The organism is Enhydrobacter sp. (genome assembly GCF_030246845.1).
Taxonomy (GTDB): Bacteria; Pseudomonadota; Alphaproteobacteria; order Reyranellales; family Reyranellaceae; genus Reyranella.
Map to the genome: position 1 here is coordinate 2847391 of NZ_CP126889.1, position 18076 is coordinate 2865466.

Consider the following 18076-nt stretch of genomic DNA (forward strand, 5'->3'; position numbering starts at 1 on the left):
AAAATGAGCGACTTCGAGAGCGTTTCCTCCGATGCTGCCGAACTCGCTCCATTGTCATTTAAATGCAAATCTATTCATATGAAGGAATGGACCTCGACCAGGCGCGCACCTTCCTCGAAATTGCCCAGACCGGAAGCTTCCTCGCGGCGGCCGAGCGTCTTCACATTACCCAGACCGCTGTCAGCGCGCGCGTGCGCAAGCTGGAAGATTTGCTCGGGCGCAGGCTGTTCGTCCGGAACAAGGCCGGCGCGCGACTGACGCCCGCAGGCGAACGCCTGGTCCGCCATGCGACCATGATGATCCAGGTATGGGAGCGGGCAAGGCAGCAGGTGGCCCTCCCTCCCGGCCGCAAAGACGGGGTCAGTGTCGGCGGCGAACTGAGCCTGTGGCACCCCCTGCTGGCCGACTGGCTGATCTGGATGCATCGCGAATGCCCCGAGATTGCCCTGCGTGCCGAGGTGGACAATCCCGCTCAATTGCTCGCGCGGGTGCAGGACGGCTCTCTCGACCTCGCCGTGCTCTACCATCCGCCGACTGGGCCGAACCTCGTGACCGAACTGCTTCTCGAGGAAAAGCTCGTCCTGGTGACCACGTCGGCAGACTGCAAGTTGACGCCCGAGCAATATGTCTATGTCGAATGGGGCCAGAGTTTCGCGGCCAATCACCAGACGGCGTTTCCGGAATTGGGCAGTCCGCCGATCTCGATCTCACTGGGGCCGCTTGCCCTCACATATCTTCTCACGGTCGGCGGTTGCGGATATTTCCGCGTCGGCACCGTGCAACCGTTCTTGAGGGACGGTCGCCTCTATCGCGTGACGGATGCCCCGGAGTTCTCCCATTCGGCCTATGCGGTCTACGCGGGGCACGGCGACAGCGATGTCATTCACCAGGTGCGGCAGGGATTGAAGACAGTCGCGCACGGCGCTCGGACGCGCCCAGCCGCATGATCAGCCGCCGGCCGCGTCTAACGCGGGGACTCCGAACCGCTTCCTGGCATCCTCGCGCAGGTCGGCCTTCCTGATCTTGCCCGATTCCGTCATCGGGAAGGCCTCGACGAATACAACGTGCTTCGGCAGCTTGAAGCTTGCGACCTTGCCCCGGCAGTGACCGAGCACGTCGTCGGCGCCGATCGTGGCGCCCGCTCGGCGCTCGACATAGGCCACCGCGACTTCGCCCAGGCGTTCGTCCGGCAGGCCGACCACGGCCACCTGCTGCACGTCGGGATGCTCCAGGAGCAGGGCCTCGGTCTCCATCGGGTCGACGTTCTCGCCGCCGACCTTCAGCATGTCCTTGTAGCGGCCGAGGAAGCGAAGGCAGCCGTCGGCGAGCCACATGGCCGCGTCGCCCGTGCGCAGCCAGCCGTCGCGGGTGAAGACGGCCGCCGTCTCGGCCGGTTTCCTGTAGTACTCCTTCATCACCGCGCGGCCCCGCACCTGCAGCTCGCCCAGCGCGCCCGGCCCCAGGACCTCGCCGCTCGCGTCATCGACGATTCGCAGGTCGTAGCCGAGCCCCGGCCAGCCGGATGCCTCGCAGCGATGGGCTTCGTCGTCGTCGAGCGAAGACAGCGCGACGCCCAGCCATGTCTCGGTCATGCCGAAGCCGGACAGGTTCCTGAGCGGCGCCAGCGCCCGCATGCCGCGGCGTACGACGGGCGTGGCGCTCAGCATGCCGGCCGCGAAGATCCCCGTGCGCAGGCTCGAGAGGTTGCGCGGGCGCGCCTCCTGCGCCTCGGCGAGCCCCTTCATGTGCGCCTCGAAGCCGTGGACGATCGTCACGCGCTCCCGCTCGGTCAGGTCGAGACTCTCCTCGGCATCGAAGCCGCGGGTCACGATCTGCCGGGCGCCGGTGATCATGGACATCCACGCTCCCTCCGACAGGCCGAAGGCGTGGAACAGCGGCAGATAGTTCAGGATAGTGTCGTTCGGCGTGATGGCCATCCTGAACGCCCGTTCCTCGACATTGCGGATGAGCTCGTGCGTGCGCACCACGCCCTTGGGAAACCCCGTCGTACCCGAGGTGTACATGATGAACGCCGTCGCGCCGGGATCGACCGCCCGGGCACGGGCCGCCAGATGGTCGGCGGCGACATGCCGGGCAGGCTCGGCCAGCGAGGCCCAGTCGACCGTTCCGGTCCGTGGCGACGGGCCGAGCAGGATCACGCGTCTCAGCAATGGATAGCGAGAATCCTGCACCTCGTCGCCGGAGGCCGGCAAGGCGATGGCCTCGCGCACCATGCCGGCATAATCGACGGGGCCCGAACGATCATGCGTGATCAGGAAGCTGCTGTCGGATTGCGCCAGAACGTACGAAAGATCCCGCGCGCGGAACCGCGTGTTGATCGGCACGAGCACAGCGCCGATCTTCTGGACGGCAAAGGCAATGAAGATCCAGTCGTCGCTGTTGTTGAGCCACAGGGCGACATGTTCGCCGTGTCTGACGCCAGCCGCTATCAGGCGACGCGCGGCGTCGTCGATGCGCGCCGCAATCTCGCGGAACGTATGGCGGGCTGCACCGAACACCAGCCCCTCGCGGTCGGGCAGGCGGGCCGCGATATCGTCTGCGAGGTCGCCGAACCGGCGTTGCCGATCTTCCTTCATGGTGCGTGATCTCCATCCTCCTCCCGCGTTGAAGTGTGTCGCGAGGCGCGCGACATCGCTACAGGCAAGATAGGATGGCCCGCCAAGCGCAACGCCAGCAGAGGATACAAAGAATGGACCGCTCATCCGACTACACGCCGCCCAAGGTCTGGACCTGGAACAAGCCGAGCGGCGGCCGCTTCGCCAACATCAATCGTCCGACGGCAGGTCCCACCCATGACAAGGAGCTGCCGGTGGGCCGCCACCCCCTGCAGCTCTATTCGCTCGGAACGCCGAACGGCCAGAAGGTGACCATCATGCTCGAGGAGCTTCTGGCGCTTGGCCATCGCGGTGCGGAATACGATGCCTGGCCGATCCGGATCGGCGAGGGCGAGCAGTTCGGCAGCGGCTTCGTGGCGGTGAATCCGAATTCCAAGATTCCGGCGCTGGTGGATCGCAGCGCAGGCGCGCCGATCCGTGTGTTCGAGTCCGGCGCGATCCTGCTCTATCTCGCCGAAAAGTTCGGGGCATTGCTGCCGCAGGGCGGCGCCGGGCGCGCCGAATGCCTGTCTTGGCTCTTCTGGCAGATGGGAAGCGCGCCCTATCTGGGCGGGGGCTTCGGCCACTTCTATGCCTATGCCCCGACGAAGATCGAATACGCCATCGACCGGTTCGCGATGGAAGCCAAGCGGCAACTGGACGTCCTCGATCGACGGCTTGCGGAAAGCAGCTATCTGGCCGGCGACGACTACACCATCGCCGACATTGCGGTGTGGCCCTGGTACGGCGGCCTGGCCAAGGGGCTGCTATACGGCGCCGGCGAGTTCCTGTCGGTGAAGGACTACACGCATGTCCAGCGCTGGGCCGATGCCATCGGCGATCGTCCGGCCGTGCGGCGCGGGCGCATCGTCAACCGCTTCCAGGGCGATCCCGCGAACCAGCTTCATGAACGCCACGACGCCAGCGACTTCGAGCTGAGGACGCAGGACAAGCTGGTCGCGGCGAAGTAGTTCCCGGCAGGCGCTCGCTGCGTCGGCGAGGTGTTTCAGGCGGCTTACGCTGTCGCGGGCAGAGTTCCGCGCCAGTGTTCCGGCGAGAACAGCTCGGCCAGCGTCGCCACCGCGCGGTCCGCCTCGGCGCGGTCGATCGTCTCGTTGGCGTCGCCAAAGCCCTTCATGTCGCCGCCCTCGACGGCCTGGACCACGATCCCGTCGCGCCGCGGCACGATGAAAACGTGGCGGTACGACAGCCCGTAGCGTACCGCCGGCTGCGGGATCAGCCGCGCGATCTGCCCCCGCACCGGCGTGACGGTCTCGTCCTTCCACAATGCACGCGCGCCGTAGCCCGTGCAGTCGATCGCCACGCTCTTGCCCAAGGCGGCGATCTGCGACGGTGCGTGGAAGTGCGCATGCCTGATCTGGCCGCCGGCGAGGAGGAAATCGTTCAGCAGGGTGTGGCCGTAGTCGGCGATGTTGAAGATCATGTTCTCGCTGCGATACACGGCCGCGGCGCGGAACGGCGCCGCGTCGGGCGACAGCCGGCGCGCCTTCGGCAGCAGGTCGGCGATGCTGCGATGGTATTCTGCGAAGTCGAGGGCCTGCGCCGGCGCGGAGCCGCTGTTCGACGGCTGGTCGGTGACGACGGAGTAGAAGTCGGTCCATTCGACCGGATCGCCGGCAAGGCCCAGATAGTTCCGGTGCATCTTGAACGCCGTGCGCGCCATCTCTTCCCACAAGGCCGCGAACGCCGGTGGCGCCGCGTCCGCGAGCGCTATGCGCGAGTCCGGCGTCCACGCGCCGGTCGCCCGGGCGGAGCGCGTTTGTGGCAGTTGCTCGCGGGCGTAGATCGTGACCTTTGCGCCCGCCCGTTGCGCGAGGATCGCCGAAGTGAGCCCGAGAATCCCGCAGCCGATGACCGCGACCTCGCGCGGGCTGCTGGCCATCGCCTTGCGCACCGCCACGGCGCTCGAGCCCCACGACAAAGACCAGCCGCTGCCGCCGTGACCGTAGTTGTGCACCACGAGAGTGTTGCCGACACGCTCGGCATCCAGCCTCGGTCCGGCGGCGCGGAACGGCCGCAAGCAGACCGCGATGTCGAATATCCGATCCGCGCGGGCGCGGATGGGCACGAGCGGCGGCATGGCCTCGAAGGCCGCCCGCCCGCGACTCGTACATCCGGCCAGCAAGCCTCCGCTTGCCAGCAGCGCCCGCCGATTCAGCGTCCGCATCTCGTGATCCCTCGTTCCGCGGCCCGCTCCCTATCAACCATATCGTCGAGGCGGAGAGAACGGCGCCGCAATGCGCAAAAGAGGTCGGGGCCGCCATCAATCAAATTCAGGTATGCTGGCGATAAGGCTTGTCCCCGATTGTAGTAGCTTGTCGGGACAATCCCGAGGGCGCGGCGTTGCGCCGGCACAACCAGAGCGCCGTCGGCGCGCGGAGGAATAAAGATGAGTGTGCGTGCAGGGCGCGAGTTTCTGGCTATCCCGGGACCGACCACGGTGCCCGACGAGGTGCTGGGGGCGATGCATCGTCCCGCCGTCGACATCTATTCCGGTCCTCTGCTCGCGCTGACCGACAGCCTGCTCGCCGATCTCGCGCGCGTGTTCAGGACGAAGGGTCGCACCTATATCTACATCGCCAACGGCCACGGCGCCTGGGAGGCGAGCCTCACCAACGTCCTCAGCAAGGGCGACAGGATCCTGGTGCTGGAGAGCGGCCGCTTCGCCATCGGCTGGGGCGAGAGCGCGCGGCGCATGGGGGTCGAGGTCGAGATCCTGAAAGGCGACATGCGTCGCGCCGTGCGGCCGGCCGACGTCGAGGCGCGGCTCAAGGCCGACAAGAAGGGCGCCATCAAGGCCGTGCTGGTGGCGCAGATCGACACCGCTTCGGGCGTGGTGAACGACATCGCCGCCATCGGCGAGGCGATGCGCGCCGCTCGCCACGACGCGCTGCTGATGGTCGATACCGTGGCGTCGCTGGGCTGCATGCCCTTCGAGATGGATGCCTGGCGCGTCGATGTCGCGATGTCGGGCTCGCAGAAGGGGCTCATGACGCCGCCCGGCCTGAGCTTCGTCGCCGCCAACGACCGCGCCCGCGAGGCCCACAGGAGGGCCGGCTTGCGCACGCCCTACTGGGACTGGACCGATCGCGAGGGCGAGCAGCACTACCAGAAATATGCCGGCACGCCGCCCGAGCATCTGCTGTTCGGCCTGCGCAAGGCGTTCGACCTCCTGTTCGAGGAAGGTCTCGAGAACGCCTTCCGGCGCCATCGCTTGCTGGCGGAGGCGGTGCGCCGCGCCGTTGGCGTGTGGGCCGAAGGGCAGGCGATCGGCTTCAACATCATCGAGGCGGGCGAGCGCAGCGACACCGTCACCACCGTGTTGATGAACGGCGGGCGCGATCCGGAGGCGCTGCGCGCCTACTGCCAGCAGAAATGCGGCGTGACGCTGGGGCAGGGGATCGGCGAGCTGTCCGGCAAGGCCTTCCGCATCGCCCACATGGGCCATGTGAACGCGCCCATGATCCTCGGCACACTGAGCGTGATCGAGGTTGCCCTGGCCGCCCTCGATGTTCCCCACGGCAAGGGCGGCGTGCAGGCCGCCATCGACTGGTTGGGCGAGCAGGTCGAGCCGTAGCGCCCTCGCGGTCGCTGCAATTCCTGCACCGGCGAACTTCGCGAGCGAGTCGGGGCGGGAGGCTCGTCGCGATGTCGTCCAGGCCGTTCGGCAACGGGCCGCATCTCGAAATCGGAATAGTCCGGCAATTCAATAGAGCTCGGCGAAATGCGAGGCTGCTGCCCGGAGTCGGCGCAATCGAAGCAGGAGAATGCCATGACGATGCCGAACGAGACCGACACGACCAGCCCCAAACATCTGTGCGACAAGTACGCCATCGTCGGCGTCGGCGAGACGGCCTACATGCGGGGGTCCGGCATGACCACGCGGGCGCTGGGCACGTGGGCGGTGCGCAATGCGATCGAGGATGCGGGTCTCGAGCCGTCCGACGTCGACGGCATGCTGTCCTATCAGTCCGGTGATTCGACCTTTGCGCCCTTCATCGCCGGCGACCTCGGCATGCGGCTGAACTTCTACATGGACGTGTTCGGCGGAGGCTCCTCCACCGAAGCGCTGGTCGGGCTGGCGATGGGGCTGATCGAAGCCGGCATGTGCAAGGTGGTGGTGATTTTTCGGGCGATGAACGGCTTCTCGCAGGTTCGCATCGGCGGTACCGGCGCGAGGGCGGCGGCGCCGGTCTCCGGCGATATGCTGCACAGCCGCGCCTACGGCTGGCAGAGCGCGGGCCAGATGTTCAGCCCGACCTTCATGCGCCACATGTACGACTACGGGACGCGGCCCGAGCAGGTGGCGGCGGTCAAGGCGATTCACAGCGAGCACGCCTCGAACAACCCCAAGGCGTTCTACCGGAAGCGGGTCTCGGTCGCCGACGTGCTCGCAAGCCGCATCATCTGCAAGCCGCTGCATCTCCTGGACTGCTGCGTCGAGACCGACAACGGAACGGCGATCGTCGTGACCAATGCCGAGCGGGCGCGCGATTGTCGCCATCCGCGCGTGCTGATCCGCGGCGTCGTGGGCCGCTGCAGCAAGCCGCGCATGGACATGCACTACCAGCACGGCCCTGTCTCGACGGTCGCGGGCCACTACGCCCGCGAGATCCTGTGGCCCAATTCCGGTGTCGGGCCGGAGGACATCGATGCCACCGGCTCCTACGACGCCTTCACCTTCACCACGATGCTGCAGCTCGAGGACTACGGCTTCTGCAAGAAAGGCGAAGGCGGCGACTATGTCAGCGACGGCACGATCCGCCTGGGCGGCCGGCGCCCCAACAATACCAGCGGCGGCCATCTGTGCGAGGGCTATACGCACGGGCTGAACATGGTGATCGAGAACGTGCGGCAGTTGCGCCACGACGCCGACGATTCCTGTCCGGTGGGACCGGACGGCCGGCGCCGGCACACCTACGACTATCGCGAAGGCGGCTGCCGCCAGGTCAGGAACTGCGAGCTGACCGCCAATCTCGGCTGGGCAAATCCCGGCACCGGCTCCGCCATGGTCATGCGGCGCGACTGAGAAGAGGGGGAGACGACACCATGGCGATCCAGGCCACCTACCTCGGCATGCCGCTGGACATCAACGATCTCGACGTCGAGAACCTGGCGTACTTCAAGCACTGCGCGGCGCACGACTTCCACCTGCAGCGGTGCGGCGCCTGCGGCCTGCTGCGCTATCCGCCCACCACGGCCTGCCCGTGGTGCGCCAGTCCGAAGTCGGAATGGATAGCGGTCGAAGGCCGCGGCGCCGTTCACTCCTACACCGAGGTCCACCACGCCATTCAGCCGGCCTTCAGGAACCACACGCCCTATCTCGTTCTTCTCGTCGACCTCGACACGCAAAGGGGCAAACCCGGCGAGCATGAAGCCTTGCGCGTGGTCGGCAACCTGGTGACGCCGCAGGGCCGACTGGCGCCGCCGGAGATGGTCCGCCGCGTCGGCATCGGAACGCGCGTCCGCATGGTTTTCTCCGATGTGGCGCCCGGCCTCGCCCTGCCCCAATGGACCCTCGACGAGGGCGCCTCCCAACCGGCCTCGCCCTGGCGTTACCCGCAAGAGTGACGGCCGCGCGGTATCGTATTACCCCACGAATGGGGCAACGCGGCGAAGCGACAAACGGGCCGCGAATGCCGATGCCATCGGCATCGGAGGCTCCTCGCCGGGGCGAGAAGTTCGTGAGAAGTCTCCGCCCTACCGGCTGTCCATCTTGAGCGCGGCGATGAAGGCCGACTGGGGGATCTCCACGTCACCCACCTGGCGCATGCGCTTCTTGCCCTTCTTCTGCTTCTCCAGGAGCTTCTTCTTGCGGCTGATGTCACCGCCGTAGCATTTGGCCAGCACGTCCTTGCGCAGCGCGCTGATCGTCTCGCGCGCGATCACGCGGCCGCCGATCGCGGCCTGGATCGCGATCTTGAAGAGCTGGCGCGGGATCAGGTCCTTCAGCCGCTCGCACAGCGCCCGGCCGCGGCTCTCGGCGGCGTTCTTGTGCACGATCATGCTGAGCGCATCGACTGGCTCGGAGTTCACCAGGATGGTGAGCTTTACCAGCTCGCTCTCCTCGTAGCCCGCCATCTCGTAGTCGAAGCTCGCATAGCCGCGCGTCGCCGACTTCAGCCGGTCGTAGAAGTCGAACACCACCTCGTTGAGCGGCAGGCGGTAGATCGCCATGGCGCGCGTGCCGGCATAGGTGAGCTCGACCTGCTGGCCGCGCCGCTCCTGGCACAGCGTCAGCACGGCGCCGAGATGCTCGTCCGGCGTCATGATCGTGGCCTTGATCCACGGCTCCTGCACGCTCTCGATCTTGACCGGGTCGGGATAGTCGGCCGGGTTGTGCAGCTCGGTCTCCGTCCCGTCGGTCATCCGGACCTTGTAGACGACCGACGGCGCGGTGGTGACGAGGTCGAGATTGAACTCGCGCTCCAGCCGCTCCTGCACGATCTCGAGATGCAGCAGCCCCAGGAAGCCGCAGCGGAAGCCGAAACCCAGCGCCGCGCTGGTCTCGGGCTCGAAATGGAACGAGGCGTCGTTCAGCCGGAGCTTGCCGAGCGATTCGCGCAGCGTCTCGAACTCGGCGGCGTCGGCCGGGAAGAGCCCGCAGAACACCACCGGCACCGAGGGCTTGAAGCCGGCCAGCATCTCGGTGGCAGGCTTCCGGTCGTCGGTGATCGTGTCGCCCACCTTGCAGTCGGCGATGGTCTTGATGCCGGCGATGATGAAGCCGACCTCGCCCGGCCCCAGCTCGGCCACGTCCCTGGGCTTGGGCGTGAAGACGCCGACCTTGTCGAGGTCGTAGGCGGCGCCGGTCGCCATCATGCGGATGCGCTGGCCTTTCTTCAGCACGCCGTCCTTCACGCGCACCAGGGTGACGACGCCGAGATAGGGATCGTACCAGCTGTCGACCAGCAGCGCCTTCAGGGGCGCGTCGCGGTCGCCCGCCGGCGGCGGCAGGCGCTTCACCATCGCCTCGAGGAGGTCGTCGATGCCGAGGCCGGTCTTGGCCGAGACCTTTATGGCGTCGGACGTGTCGATGCCGATCACGTCCTCGATCTCCCTGCAGACGCGCTCGGGCTCGGCCGAGGGCAGGTCGATCTTGTTGAGGACCGGGATGATCTCGTGGTTGGCTTCGATTGCATGGTAGGCGTTGGCGAGCGTCTGCGCCTCGACGCCCTGGCTCGCATCGACCACCAGCAGCGAGCCCTCGCAGGCGGCGAGCGAGCGGCTCACTTCGTAGGCGAAGTCGACATGGCCCGGCGTGTCCATCAGGTTCAGGACGTAGGTCCTGCCGTCGCGGGCCGGGTAGTCGAGCCGCACCGTCTGCGCCTTGATGGTGATGCCGCGCTCGCGCTCGATGTCCATGGAGTCGAGCATCTGGTCGTGGAACTCGCGCTCGCTCACCGCCCCGCAGCGCAGCAGCAGGCGATCGGCCAGCGTGCTCTTGCCGTGGTCGATATGGGCGATGATCGAGAAATTGCGGATCAACGACAGATCGGTCATTTCATACTCTTTTGGACCGCGCGCATCTTGCGTGCTCTTCATCGTTATGAGCGCGCTGGAAGCGCGCGGTCCGGAAGATTCTAACCACGCAGCACGGCGCCGGTTGCCTTGGCGACCTGCGCCACGATCTTGTCGCACACCGCCTCGATCTCGGCATCCGTCAGCGTGCGCTCCATCGGCTGCAGGGTGACGGCGATGGCGAGCGACTTCTTGCCCTCGGGCACGCCCTTGCCGGCGTAGACGTCGAACACGCGCGCAGCCGAGATCATGACCTTGTCGGCATTGCGCGCCGCCCGCACCAGCTTCTCCGCCTCGACACCGGCATCGACCAGGAAGGCGAAGTCGCGCTCCACCGGCTGGAAGGGCGAGAGCACGAGCCGCGGCCGCGCCTTGGTCGCGCGTGCCTTGGAAAGCGGCGGTGCGTCGAGGAAGACCTCGAACGCCGCGACCGGACCCTTGAGGTCGGCGGCCGACACGAGCTCGGGGTGCAGCTCGCCGAAATGCGCCATCACGCGGTCGCCGAGCTTCAGCACGCCGGAGCGCCCGGGATGGTACCAGTCCGGCGCGCCGGCGTAGGTCGCGAGATTGTCCGGGGCGCCGATCGCCGCCAGCACGGCGAGCGCATCGGCCTTGGCGTCGAAGGCATCGACGGTGCGGGCGGGGCCGGTCCAGTTGCGCGGCACCGCCATGTTGTGGCGCAGGCCGCTCGCCATGCGCGCCTGACCCTCGGGCGTTGCGTCCTTGTATTGCGGGCCGACCTCGAACAGCGCCGGATCGTGCAGGCCGCGCGCCTCGTTGCGGGCGGCGGCGTCGATCAGGTTGGGCAGGATCGAGGGCCGCATGGTGTCGAGCTCGGCCGCGATCGAGTTCAGCAGGCGCAGATCGGCGCCGCCACCGCCGAAGCGCTCGGCCTGCGTCAAGGGCAGGAACGACCAGGTCACGACCTCGTTCATGCCGCGCACGGCCAGCGCCCGGCGGGCGAGCGGCACGCGCCGCTGCAAGGGATCGCGCACCGGCCTGGAGGTCGCCGACAGTGCCGGCAGCGACACCGCCGGAATGCGGTCGAAGCCCCACACCCGTGCGACCTCCTCCACCAGGTCGGCCTCGCCCACGATGTCGGGACGCCACGACGGCACCGCCACCGTCCACGGGCCGCTGCCCGAGACGGCGAAGCCGAGCCTGGTCAGGATCCCGGCCGCGTCCTTCGCCGGCACGTCGATCGCGGTCAGCGTCTCCACCCGATCGGGGCGCAGCGTGTAGCGCCTCTGCCAGTCGGGCATCACGCCGCTTTGCAGGACCTCGCTTGCCTCGCCGCCGCAGAGCTCGAGGATCAGGCGCGCGGCGACATCGACGCCCCAGTGCACGGACTGCGGATCGATGCCGCGCTCGAAGCGGTAGCGCGCGTCGGACTGGATGCCGAGCTTGCGGCCGGTGGCGGCCACCGAGGTCGGCGTGAAGTAGGCGACCTCGAGAAACACCTCGGTCGTGTCCTCGCGCACGCCGGTATCCTCGCCGCCCATCACGCCGCCGATGCCGTGCACGCCCTTCGAATCGGCGATCACTGCGACGGTGGGATCGAGCGTGTAGGTCTTGCCGTCGAGCGCCAGGATGGTCTCGCCGTCGCGCGCCTGGCGCATGACGAGATCGCCCGCGAGCTTCCTGGCATCGAACACATGCAGCGGCCGGTTGAGGTCGAAGGTGACGAGATTGGTGATGTCGACCAGGGCCGAGATCGGCCGCAGCCCGATCGCCTTCAGCCGCCGCTGGAGCCAGTCGGGCGAGGGCCCGTTCCTCAGGCCGCGGAAGTAGCGGCCGGCCACGATGGGGCAGGGGCTGTCGGGCCTGGCCTGATAGCCGTGAGTCCACTTGATCGGGCTCGTGAAGGTGCCCGCCACGCGCTCGGCCCTGAACGGCTTCAGCGTGCCGAGGCCGGATGCCGCGAGATCGCGCGCGATGCCGTGGACGCCCAGGCAGTCGGCGCGGTTGGGCGTCGCCTTGATCTCGATCACCGGATCGTCGAGGCCGAGCGCCTCGGCGGCCGGCGCGCCGGTCCTGGTCTCGGCCGGCAGGTCGATGATGCCGCTATGGTCGTCGCCGAGCTGCAGTTCGCGCGCCGAGCACAGCATGCCATTGCTGGCCTCGCCGCGGATCTTGCTCGATTTCAGCGTGATGCCCGTGCCGGGGATGAAGCTGCCGGTCGGCGCGAACACGCCCTTCATGCCGGTGCGGGCGTTGGGGGCGCCGCACACCACCTGGACGATGCCGGCGCCGGTATCGACCTTGCAGAGACGCAGCCGGTCGGCGTTGGGATGCTGGACCGCCTCGACCACGTAGCCGACGACGAAGCCCTTGAGCGTCTCCGCCGGGTTGCTGATCTCCTCGACCTCGAGTCCGAGCATGGTGAGCCGCTCGCGCAGCTCGGCGAGCGTCGCATCCGTGTCGAGATGCTCCTTGAGCCAGGAGAGCGTGAACTTCATCGGCCGAGCCCCTGCGTGAGCGACGGCCACTCGAGCGCCGAGAAGCCGTAGTGGCGCAGCCACCGCAAATCCGAATCGAAGAAGCTGCGCAGGTCCGGGATGCCGTACTTCAGCATGGCGATGCGGTCGATCCCCATGCCGAAGGCGAAGCCCTGGTACGTGGCTGGATCGAGGCCGCAATTGGCGATCACGTTGGGATGCACCATGCCGCTGCCCAGGATCTCGAGCCACGAATCGCCCGCCCCGATGCGAAGCTCGCCGCCCTTCCACGAGCAGCCGATGTCCACCTCGGCCGAGGGCTCGGTGAAGGGGAAGTAGGAGGGGCGGAAGCGCAGCGGCAGGTCGTCGACCTCGAAGAAGGCGCGGCAGAAATCGACCAGGCAGCCCTTGAGGTGGCCCATGTGGGTCGTGCGGTCGATCACCAGCCCCTCGACCTGATGGAACATCGGCGTGTGGGTAGCGTCGTTGTCGAGCCGGAAGGTGCGGCCGGGCACGATGATGCGGAGCGAGCCGCCACCCGCCAGCATCTCCTGCACCTTGTTGTCGAGCATGGTGCGCGCCTGCACCGGCGAGGTGTGCGTCCTGAGCACCATCGGCGTGCCGTCGGCCCTGGGCGGCAGGTAGAACGTGTCCTGCATCTGCCGCGCCGGATGGTCGGGCGGGATGTTGAGGGCGGTGAAGTTGTGCCAGTCGTCCTCGATGTCGGGACCCTCGGCCCAGGTGAAGCCCATCTCGCCGAAGATGGCGGCCAGCTCGTCCATCACCTGGCCGATCGGATGCAGCGTGCCTTGTCCCTCGGGACGGGTCGGCAGGCTGACGTCGATCTTCTCCGACGCGAGCCGGGCGGCCAGCGCCGAGGCGCCGAGCGTCGCCTTGCGCGCCTCGAGTGCGGCCTCGATTTCGCTCTTGAGCTGGTTCACGCGCGCGCCGAATTCCTTGCGTTGCTCGGGAGCGAGCCCGCCCAGCGTCTTCATCAGGCCGGTGATGCTGCCCTTCTTGCCGAGCGCCGCCACGCGCACGGCGTCGAGCGCGCTGAGATCGGCGGCGCCGGCCACCGCGTCGAGCGCCTCGCTGCGAATCGTCGACAGATCGTCCATCCTTCGCCCACCTTCGAAACCGAACACGAAAAAAGGGAGCCTGCGGTCCAGGCTCCCTCTTTATCATTTCTATCCGTTGCGCCTCTCGGGCGCGCGGACGTTACTTGAGGGCGGCCTGGGCCTGTTCGACCAGGGCCTTGAACGCTGCCGGCTCCCGCGCCGCGAGATCGGCCATTACCTTGCGGTCGACCTCGATCCCGGCCTTCAGGATGCCGTTCATGAACTGCGAGTAGGTCATGCCATGCTCGCGTGCGGCGGCGTTGATGCGCTGGATCCAGAGCCCGCGGAACGCGCGCTTCTTGTTGCGCCGGTCGCGATAGGCGTATTGCAGGCCCTTCTCGACCTTCTCGATGCCGACACGGAACGCCACCTTGGCGCGGCCGCGATAGCCCTTGGCGAGCTTCAGGACCTTCTTGTGACGAGCGTGCGCTGCCACGCCCCGCTTGACGCGTGCCATGGCTTACCTCGCGTACGGGAAGAAGTTGCGCTTGATGATGCGGGTGTCGGACTCCGACACGAGCGTCATGCCGGTCTGCTGACGCAGGAAGCGGTTGCCCCGCTTGGTCATGCCGTGGCGCTTGCCCGCGACCCCATGCTTCACTTTGCCGGTGCCGGTGAAGCGAAAACGCTTCTTGGCCCCGCTTTTGGTCTTCATCTTGGGCATTTTCGTTCCTTTTCAAAAGGTTGAGACAGGTGACCGAGGCAATGCCCTTGAGGCCAGGCCACCGAGGAACCGGGCTTATAGCGATGGCCGCAGAGCGACGCAAGCACGGGGCTTTGTGGCACAGTCCTCTCCGGAAGAGGGGATTTGCCGATGAAATTGGCAGGCAGGGTGGCGCTGGTGACCGGCGCCCAGCAGGGCATCGGGGCGGCGATCGCGGCGGCGCTGGCCGGGCAAGGAGCGGATGTCGCCGTGAACTGGCTGGACGATCGGCTGGCGGCCGAGACGGTCGAAGCCGAAGTGCGGAAGGTCGGCCGCCGGGCTCTGCTGGTGAAGGCCGACATGGCGAAACTCGCCGAGATCGAGGCCATGGTCGCCGAAACGGCGTCGAGCCTCGGCCCGCCCGACATCCTGGTGAACAATGCCGGCGTCTATCCGCGCGTGCCGCTCCTGGAGATGCGCGAGAGCGACTGGGACTTCGTGCTGGATATCAACCTCAAGGCCGGCTGCTTCGCCACCATCGCCATGGCCAAGGCCCTGATCTCCGCCGGAAAGAAGAGCGGCTCGGTCATCAATCTCGCGTCGTCGGCCATTCGCGGTGCCGTACGCGGCGTCCACTACAGCGCCAGCAAGGGCGGCGTCGTCTCCATGACGCGGTCGCTGGCGCTGGAACTCGCGCCCCACGGCATCCGCGTCAACGCCATCGCGCCCGGTCTCACCGATACCGCCCAGCCGCGCTATGGCAACACGGACGAAGAGCTCGCCGAGATGGCGCGCACGGCGATCCCGCTGGGCGGCCGGATGCTCGCTCCCGAGCAGATCGCGCGCACCGCTGTCTTCCTGGCGTCAGACGACTCGAACGCCATCACCGGTCAGATCCTCCACGTCAACGGCGGCGCATACATGGCCTAGAAGATTGCGCCACGGGAGTGGCCACTGGCGAAGCCGGCACTCAGAGATGAGACCGCGTTGCTTGCAGAGCAACCGGTGTCATCGCGAGCGTAGCGAGGGATCCTTCGCAGCGTCAGCCAAAGGTCCCTCGCTACGCTCGGGATGACACGGGGTGGCCGAAATGCCGTCCTGACGACCGTCGCCACTCCGGAGGGCAGCCGTTTCAACTCACTTGGGCGCCAGCACCATGATCATCTGTCGCCCTTCCATGCGCGGCATCGATTCGATCTTGGTGAGCGGGTCCATTTCGCTGCGCACCCGGTTCAGGACCTGCAGACCGAGCTCCGAATGCACCATCTCGCGGCCGCGGAAGCGCAAGGTGACCTTCACCTTGTCGCCTTCCTCGATGAACCGCTTCATGGCGCGCATCTTCACCTCGTAGTCGTGGTCGTCGATGTTCGGGCGCATCTTGATCTCCTTGACCTCGATCACCTTCTGGTGCTTCCGGGCCTCGTGCGCCTTCTTCTGCGCCTCGTACTTGTACTTGCCGTAGTCGGAGATCTTGCAGACCGGTGGACTCGCATTGGGCGAGATCTCGATCAGGTCGAGACTGGCCTCGTCGGCCATTTCCAATGCCTCCCGGACACTGACGACGCCGACCATATCGCCATTCTCGTCGATCAGTCGGACTTGCGGCGCTCTGATTTCGCCGTTCACGCGCGGACCGTCGCGGGTCGGCACGCTTTGTTGGGCAGGTCGAGCTATGGCTTCCTTCTCCTTCGTTGATGCCCCTCATCGGGGCGGAAAATGAGGCCGCAACCGCCTCACGCGGGCGGCAGGGCCTCGTTTGAAAGTGTAGTGACGGCGGCCCCCAATTCAAGGACCTCCTGTTTTTCCGAGCCGAGACGGCGCACGGCGAGCGTGCGGTTGTCCATGTCGCGGCGGCCAACCGCCAGGATCAGGGGCACGTGCGCCAGCGAATGCTCGCGCACCTTGTAGTTGATCTTTTCGTTGCGCAGATCGGTGTCGACCCGCATCCCGGCCTTTCGCAGCGCGCGCGCGACCTCGTCGGCATAGCTGTCGGCATCATTCACGATCGTCGCCACCACGGCCTGCGTCGGCGCCAGCCAGAGCGGGAAGCGTCCGGCATGGTGCTCGATCAGGATGCCGATCATGCGCTCGAACGAGCCGAAGATGGCACGATGCAGCATCACCGGAACCTTGCGCACGCCGTCCTCGGCGACGTAGCTCGCGCCCAGCCGCTCGGGCAGCATGAAGTCGACCTGCAGGGTGCCGCACTGCCAGTCGCGTCCGATCGCGTCGCGCAGGACGAACTCGAGCTTGGGCCCGTAGAACGCGCCTTCGCCCGGATTGAGGATCAGGTCGAGACCCGCGGCCTTCGATGCCGACTGCAGCGCGCGTTCGGCCTGGTCCCATATGGCGTCGGAGCCGATGCGCATCGGCGGGCGATCGGAGAACTTCACGAAGTACTCGAAGCCCAGGTCGCGATAGACCTCGCCCAGGAGCTTGCAGAAGCGGATCGTCTCGCCCTCGATCTGGTCCTCGTTGCAGAAGATGTGGGCGTCGTCCTGCGTGAAGTTGCGCACGCGCAGGATGCCGTGCAATGCGCCGGACGGCTCGAAGCGATGGCAGGAGCCGAACTCGGCCAGCCGCAGCGGCAGCTCCCGGTAGCTGCGCAGGCCCTGGTTGAAGATCTGGATGTGGCAGGGGCAGTTCATCGGCTTCAGTGCGAAGATGCGCTGCGCCGGATCGGCGATGAACGTGCGCAAGCCCTCCTCGTTCTCGCTGAGATACATGTTCTCGCGGAACTTCTCCCAATGGCCCGAGGCCTCCCACAGCCGGCGGTCGTTGAGCTGCGGCGTCTTTACCTCGACATAACCGCCGGCCTCGAGCTTGCGCCGCAGGTAGGCTTCGAGCGTGCGCCACAGCGTCCAGCCCTTGGGGTGCCAGTACACCATGCCGGCCGAGTCTTCCTGCTGATGGAACAGCCCCATCTCGCGGCCGAGACGGCGGTGGTCGCGCTTCTCTGCTTCCTCGAGGCGATGCAGGTAGGCCCTGAGGTCCTTGTCCGAGAAGAAGGCCGTGCCGTAGACGCGCTGGAGCTGCGCCTTGCTGGCGTCGCCGCGCCAATAGGCGCCCGACACCTTCGTGAGCTTGAACGCCTTGCCGAGCTTGCCCGTGGAAGGCAGGTGCGGGCCGAGGCACATATCGAGCCAGTCGCCCTGCTTGTAGACGGAGATTTCCTCGTCCTTCGGCAGCTCGTCGGCCCATTCCGCCTTGAAGCTCTCGCCGTGCTTCCGGAAGTAGTCCTTGATCTTCGCGCGATCCCACACCTCGCGCGTGATCGGCAGGTCGCGATCGACGATCTCGGCCATGCGCTGCTCGATCCTGGCAAAGTCCTCGGGCGTGAAAGGCTCGGCGCGCACGAAGTCGTAGTAGAAGCCGTCCTCCGTCGCCGGTCCGAACGTGATCTGCGTGCCGGGATAGAGCTCCTGGACGGCCTGCGCCAGCACATGCGCCGCGTCGTGGCGCAGGAGCTCGAGCGCCTCCGGATCGCGCGACGTCACGATGCCGACCCTGGCGTCGCGATCGACGGTCGCGGAGAGGTCCTTCATCTTGCCGTCGACCCGCAGCGCGAGGGCCGCCTTGGCGAGGCCGGGCCCGATCGCGGCCGCGATCTCCGCGCCGCTCACCGGTTTTTCGAACGACCGGACCGAACCGTCCGGCAGGGAAATATTGATCATCTCAACCACCTGGAGAGGAATCCGAACACGGCCCATCAGCCGACGC

The 18076-nt window shown here is 67.1% G+C and carries 15 protein-coding genes; 6 read left to right on the forward strand and 9 right to left on the reverse strand.

Features of this window, described 5'->3' with window-relative positions:
• Positions 1–86 precede the first annotated feature (86 nt).
• A complete protein-coding gene (locus OJF58_RS14285) occupies positions 87–947 on the forward strand; it encodes a LysR family transcriptional regulator (RefSeq protein WP_300778326.1) in 861 nt (286 codons plus the stop codon).
• Here the strand turns inward: OJF58_RS14285 and OJF58_RS14290 are convergent, their stop codons facing one another.
• A complete protein-coding gene (locus tag OJF58_RS14290; RefSeq protein ID WP_300778328.1) occupies positions 948–2597 on the reverse strand; it encodes an AMP-binding protein in 1650 nt (549 codons plus the stop codon).
• Between the two features lie 113 nt (positions 2598–2710).
• On the opposite strand from OJF58_RS14290, the gene yghU reads away from it, so the two are divergent.
• Positions 2711–3586 carry a glutathione-dependent disulfide-bond oxidoreductase gene (yghU, locus tag OJF58_RS14295; protein WP_300778329.1) on the forward strand — a complete coding sequence of 292 codons (876 nt, stop codon included), beginning with the start codon at positions 2711–2713 and terminating at the stop codon, positions 3584–3586.
• 44 nt (positions 3587–3630) lie between these two features.
• On the opposite strand, the gene OJF58_RS14300 is transcribed toward yghU, so the two are convergent.
• The gene (locus OJF58_RS14300) at positions 3631–4803 is read right to left on the reverse strand and encodes an FAD-dependent oxidoreductase (protein WP_300778330.1); all 1173 of its coding nucleotides are present in this window, start codon (positions 4801–4803) and stop codon (positions 3631–3633) included.
• A gap of 222 nt (positions 4804–5025) precedes the next feature.
• Between OJF58_RS14300 and OJF58_RS14305 the strand changes: the two genes are divergently transcribed.
• From OJF58_RS14305 to OJF58_RS14315, 3 genes are all read left to right on the forward strand, one after another.
• Positions 5026–6213, forward strand: a complete 1188-nt coding sequence (locus OJF58_RS14305; RefSeq protein WP_300778332.1) for an aminotransferase class V-fold PLP-dependent enzyme — start codon at positions 5026–5028, stop codon at positions 6211–6213.
• A 195-nt stretch (positions 6214–6408) separates the two neighbouring features.
• A complete protein-coding gene (locus OJF58_RS14310; RefSeq protein ID WP_300778334.1) occupies positions 6409–7665 on the forward strand; it encodes a hypothetical protein in 1257 nt (418 codons plus the stop codon).
• Positions 7666–7685: 20 nt separating this feature from the next.
• Positions 7686–8207 carry an OB-fold domain-containing protein gene (locus OJF58_RS14315; protein WP_300778336.1) on the forward strand — a complete coding sequence of 174 codons (522 nt, stop codon included), beginning with the start codon at positions 7686–7688 and terminating at the stop codon, positions 8205–8207.
• A gap of 129 nt (positions 8208–8336) precedes the next feature.
• On the opposite strand, the gene lepA is transcribed toward OJF58_RS14315, so the two are convergent.
• From lepA to rpmI, 5 genes are all read right to left on the reverse strand, one after another.
• On the reverse strand, positions 8337–10139 hold the full coding sequence (gene lepA, locus OJF58_RS14320) for a translation elongation factor 4 (protein ID WP_300778337.1): 1803 nt from the start codon (positions 10137–10139) through the stop codon (positions 8337–8339).
• A gap of 80 nt (positions 10140–10219) precedes the next feature.
• Positions 10220–12616 (reverse strand): phenylalanine--tRNA ligase subunit beta, encoded by a 2397-nt coding sequence (gene pheT, locus OJF58_RS14325; RefSeq protein WP_300778339.1) that lies wholly within the window; start codon positions 12614–12616, stop codon positions 10220–10222.
• Positions 12613–13713, reverse strand: a complete 1101-nt coding sequence (gene pheS / locus OJF58_RS14330) for a phenylalanine--tRNA ligase subunit alpha (RefSeq protein ID WP_300778340.1) — start codon at positions 13711–13713, stop codon at positions 12613–12615. The genes pheT and pheS overlap by 4 nt, the downstream gene beginning before the upstream one ends.
• A 100-nt stretch (positions 13714–13813) precedes the next feature.
• Positions 13814–14170, reverse strand: a complete 357-nt coding sequence (rplT, locus tag OJF58_RS14335; RefSeq protein ID WP_300778341.1) for a 50S ribosomal protein L20 — start codon at positions 14168–14170, stop codon at positions 13814–13816.
• Positions 14171–14173: 3 nt separating this feature from the next.
• Positions 14174–14377 carry a 50S ribosomal protein L35 gene (rpmI, locus tag OJF58_RS14340; protein WP_300778344.1) on the reverse strand — a complete coding sequence of 68 codons (204 nt, stop codon included), beginning with the start codon at positions 14375–14377 and terminating at the stop codon, positions 14174–14176.
• A 150-nt stretch (positions 14378–14527) separates the two neighbouring features.
• On the opposite strand from rpmI, the gene OJF58_RS14345 reads away from it, so the two are divergent.
• On the forward strand, positions 14528–15286 hold the full coding sequence (locus OJF58_RS14345; RefSeq protein WP_300778345.1) for an SDR family oxidoreductase: 759 nt from the start codon (positions 14528–14530) through the stop codon (positions 15284–15286).
• 207 nt (positions 15287–15493) lie between these two features.
• Here OJF58_RS14345 and infC read toward each other — a convergent pair whose 3' ends face one another.
• Positions 15494–16030 (reverse strand): translation initiation factor IF-3, encoded by a 537-nt coding sequence (gene infC / locus OJF58_RS14350; protein WP_300785274.1) that lies wholly within the window; start codon positions 16028–16030, stop codon positions 15494–15496.
• Between the two features lie 59 nt (positions 16031–16089).
• Positions 16090–18030: a threonine--tRNA ligase gene (thrS, locus tag OJF58_RS14355; protein WP_300778346.1), complete on the reverse strand. Its 1941-nt coding sequence runs from the start codon at positions 18028–18030 to the stop codon at positions 16090–16092.
• Positions 18031–18076: the final 46 nt, after the last annotated feature.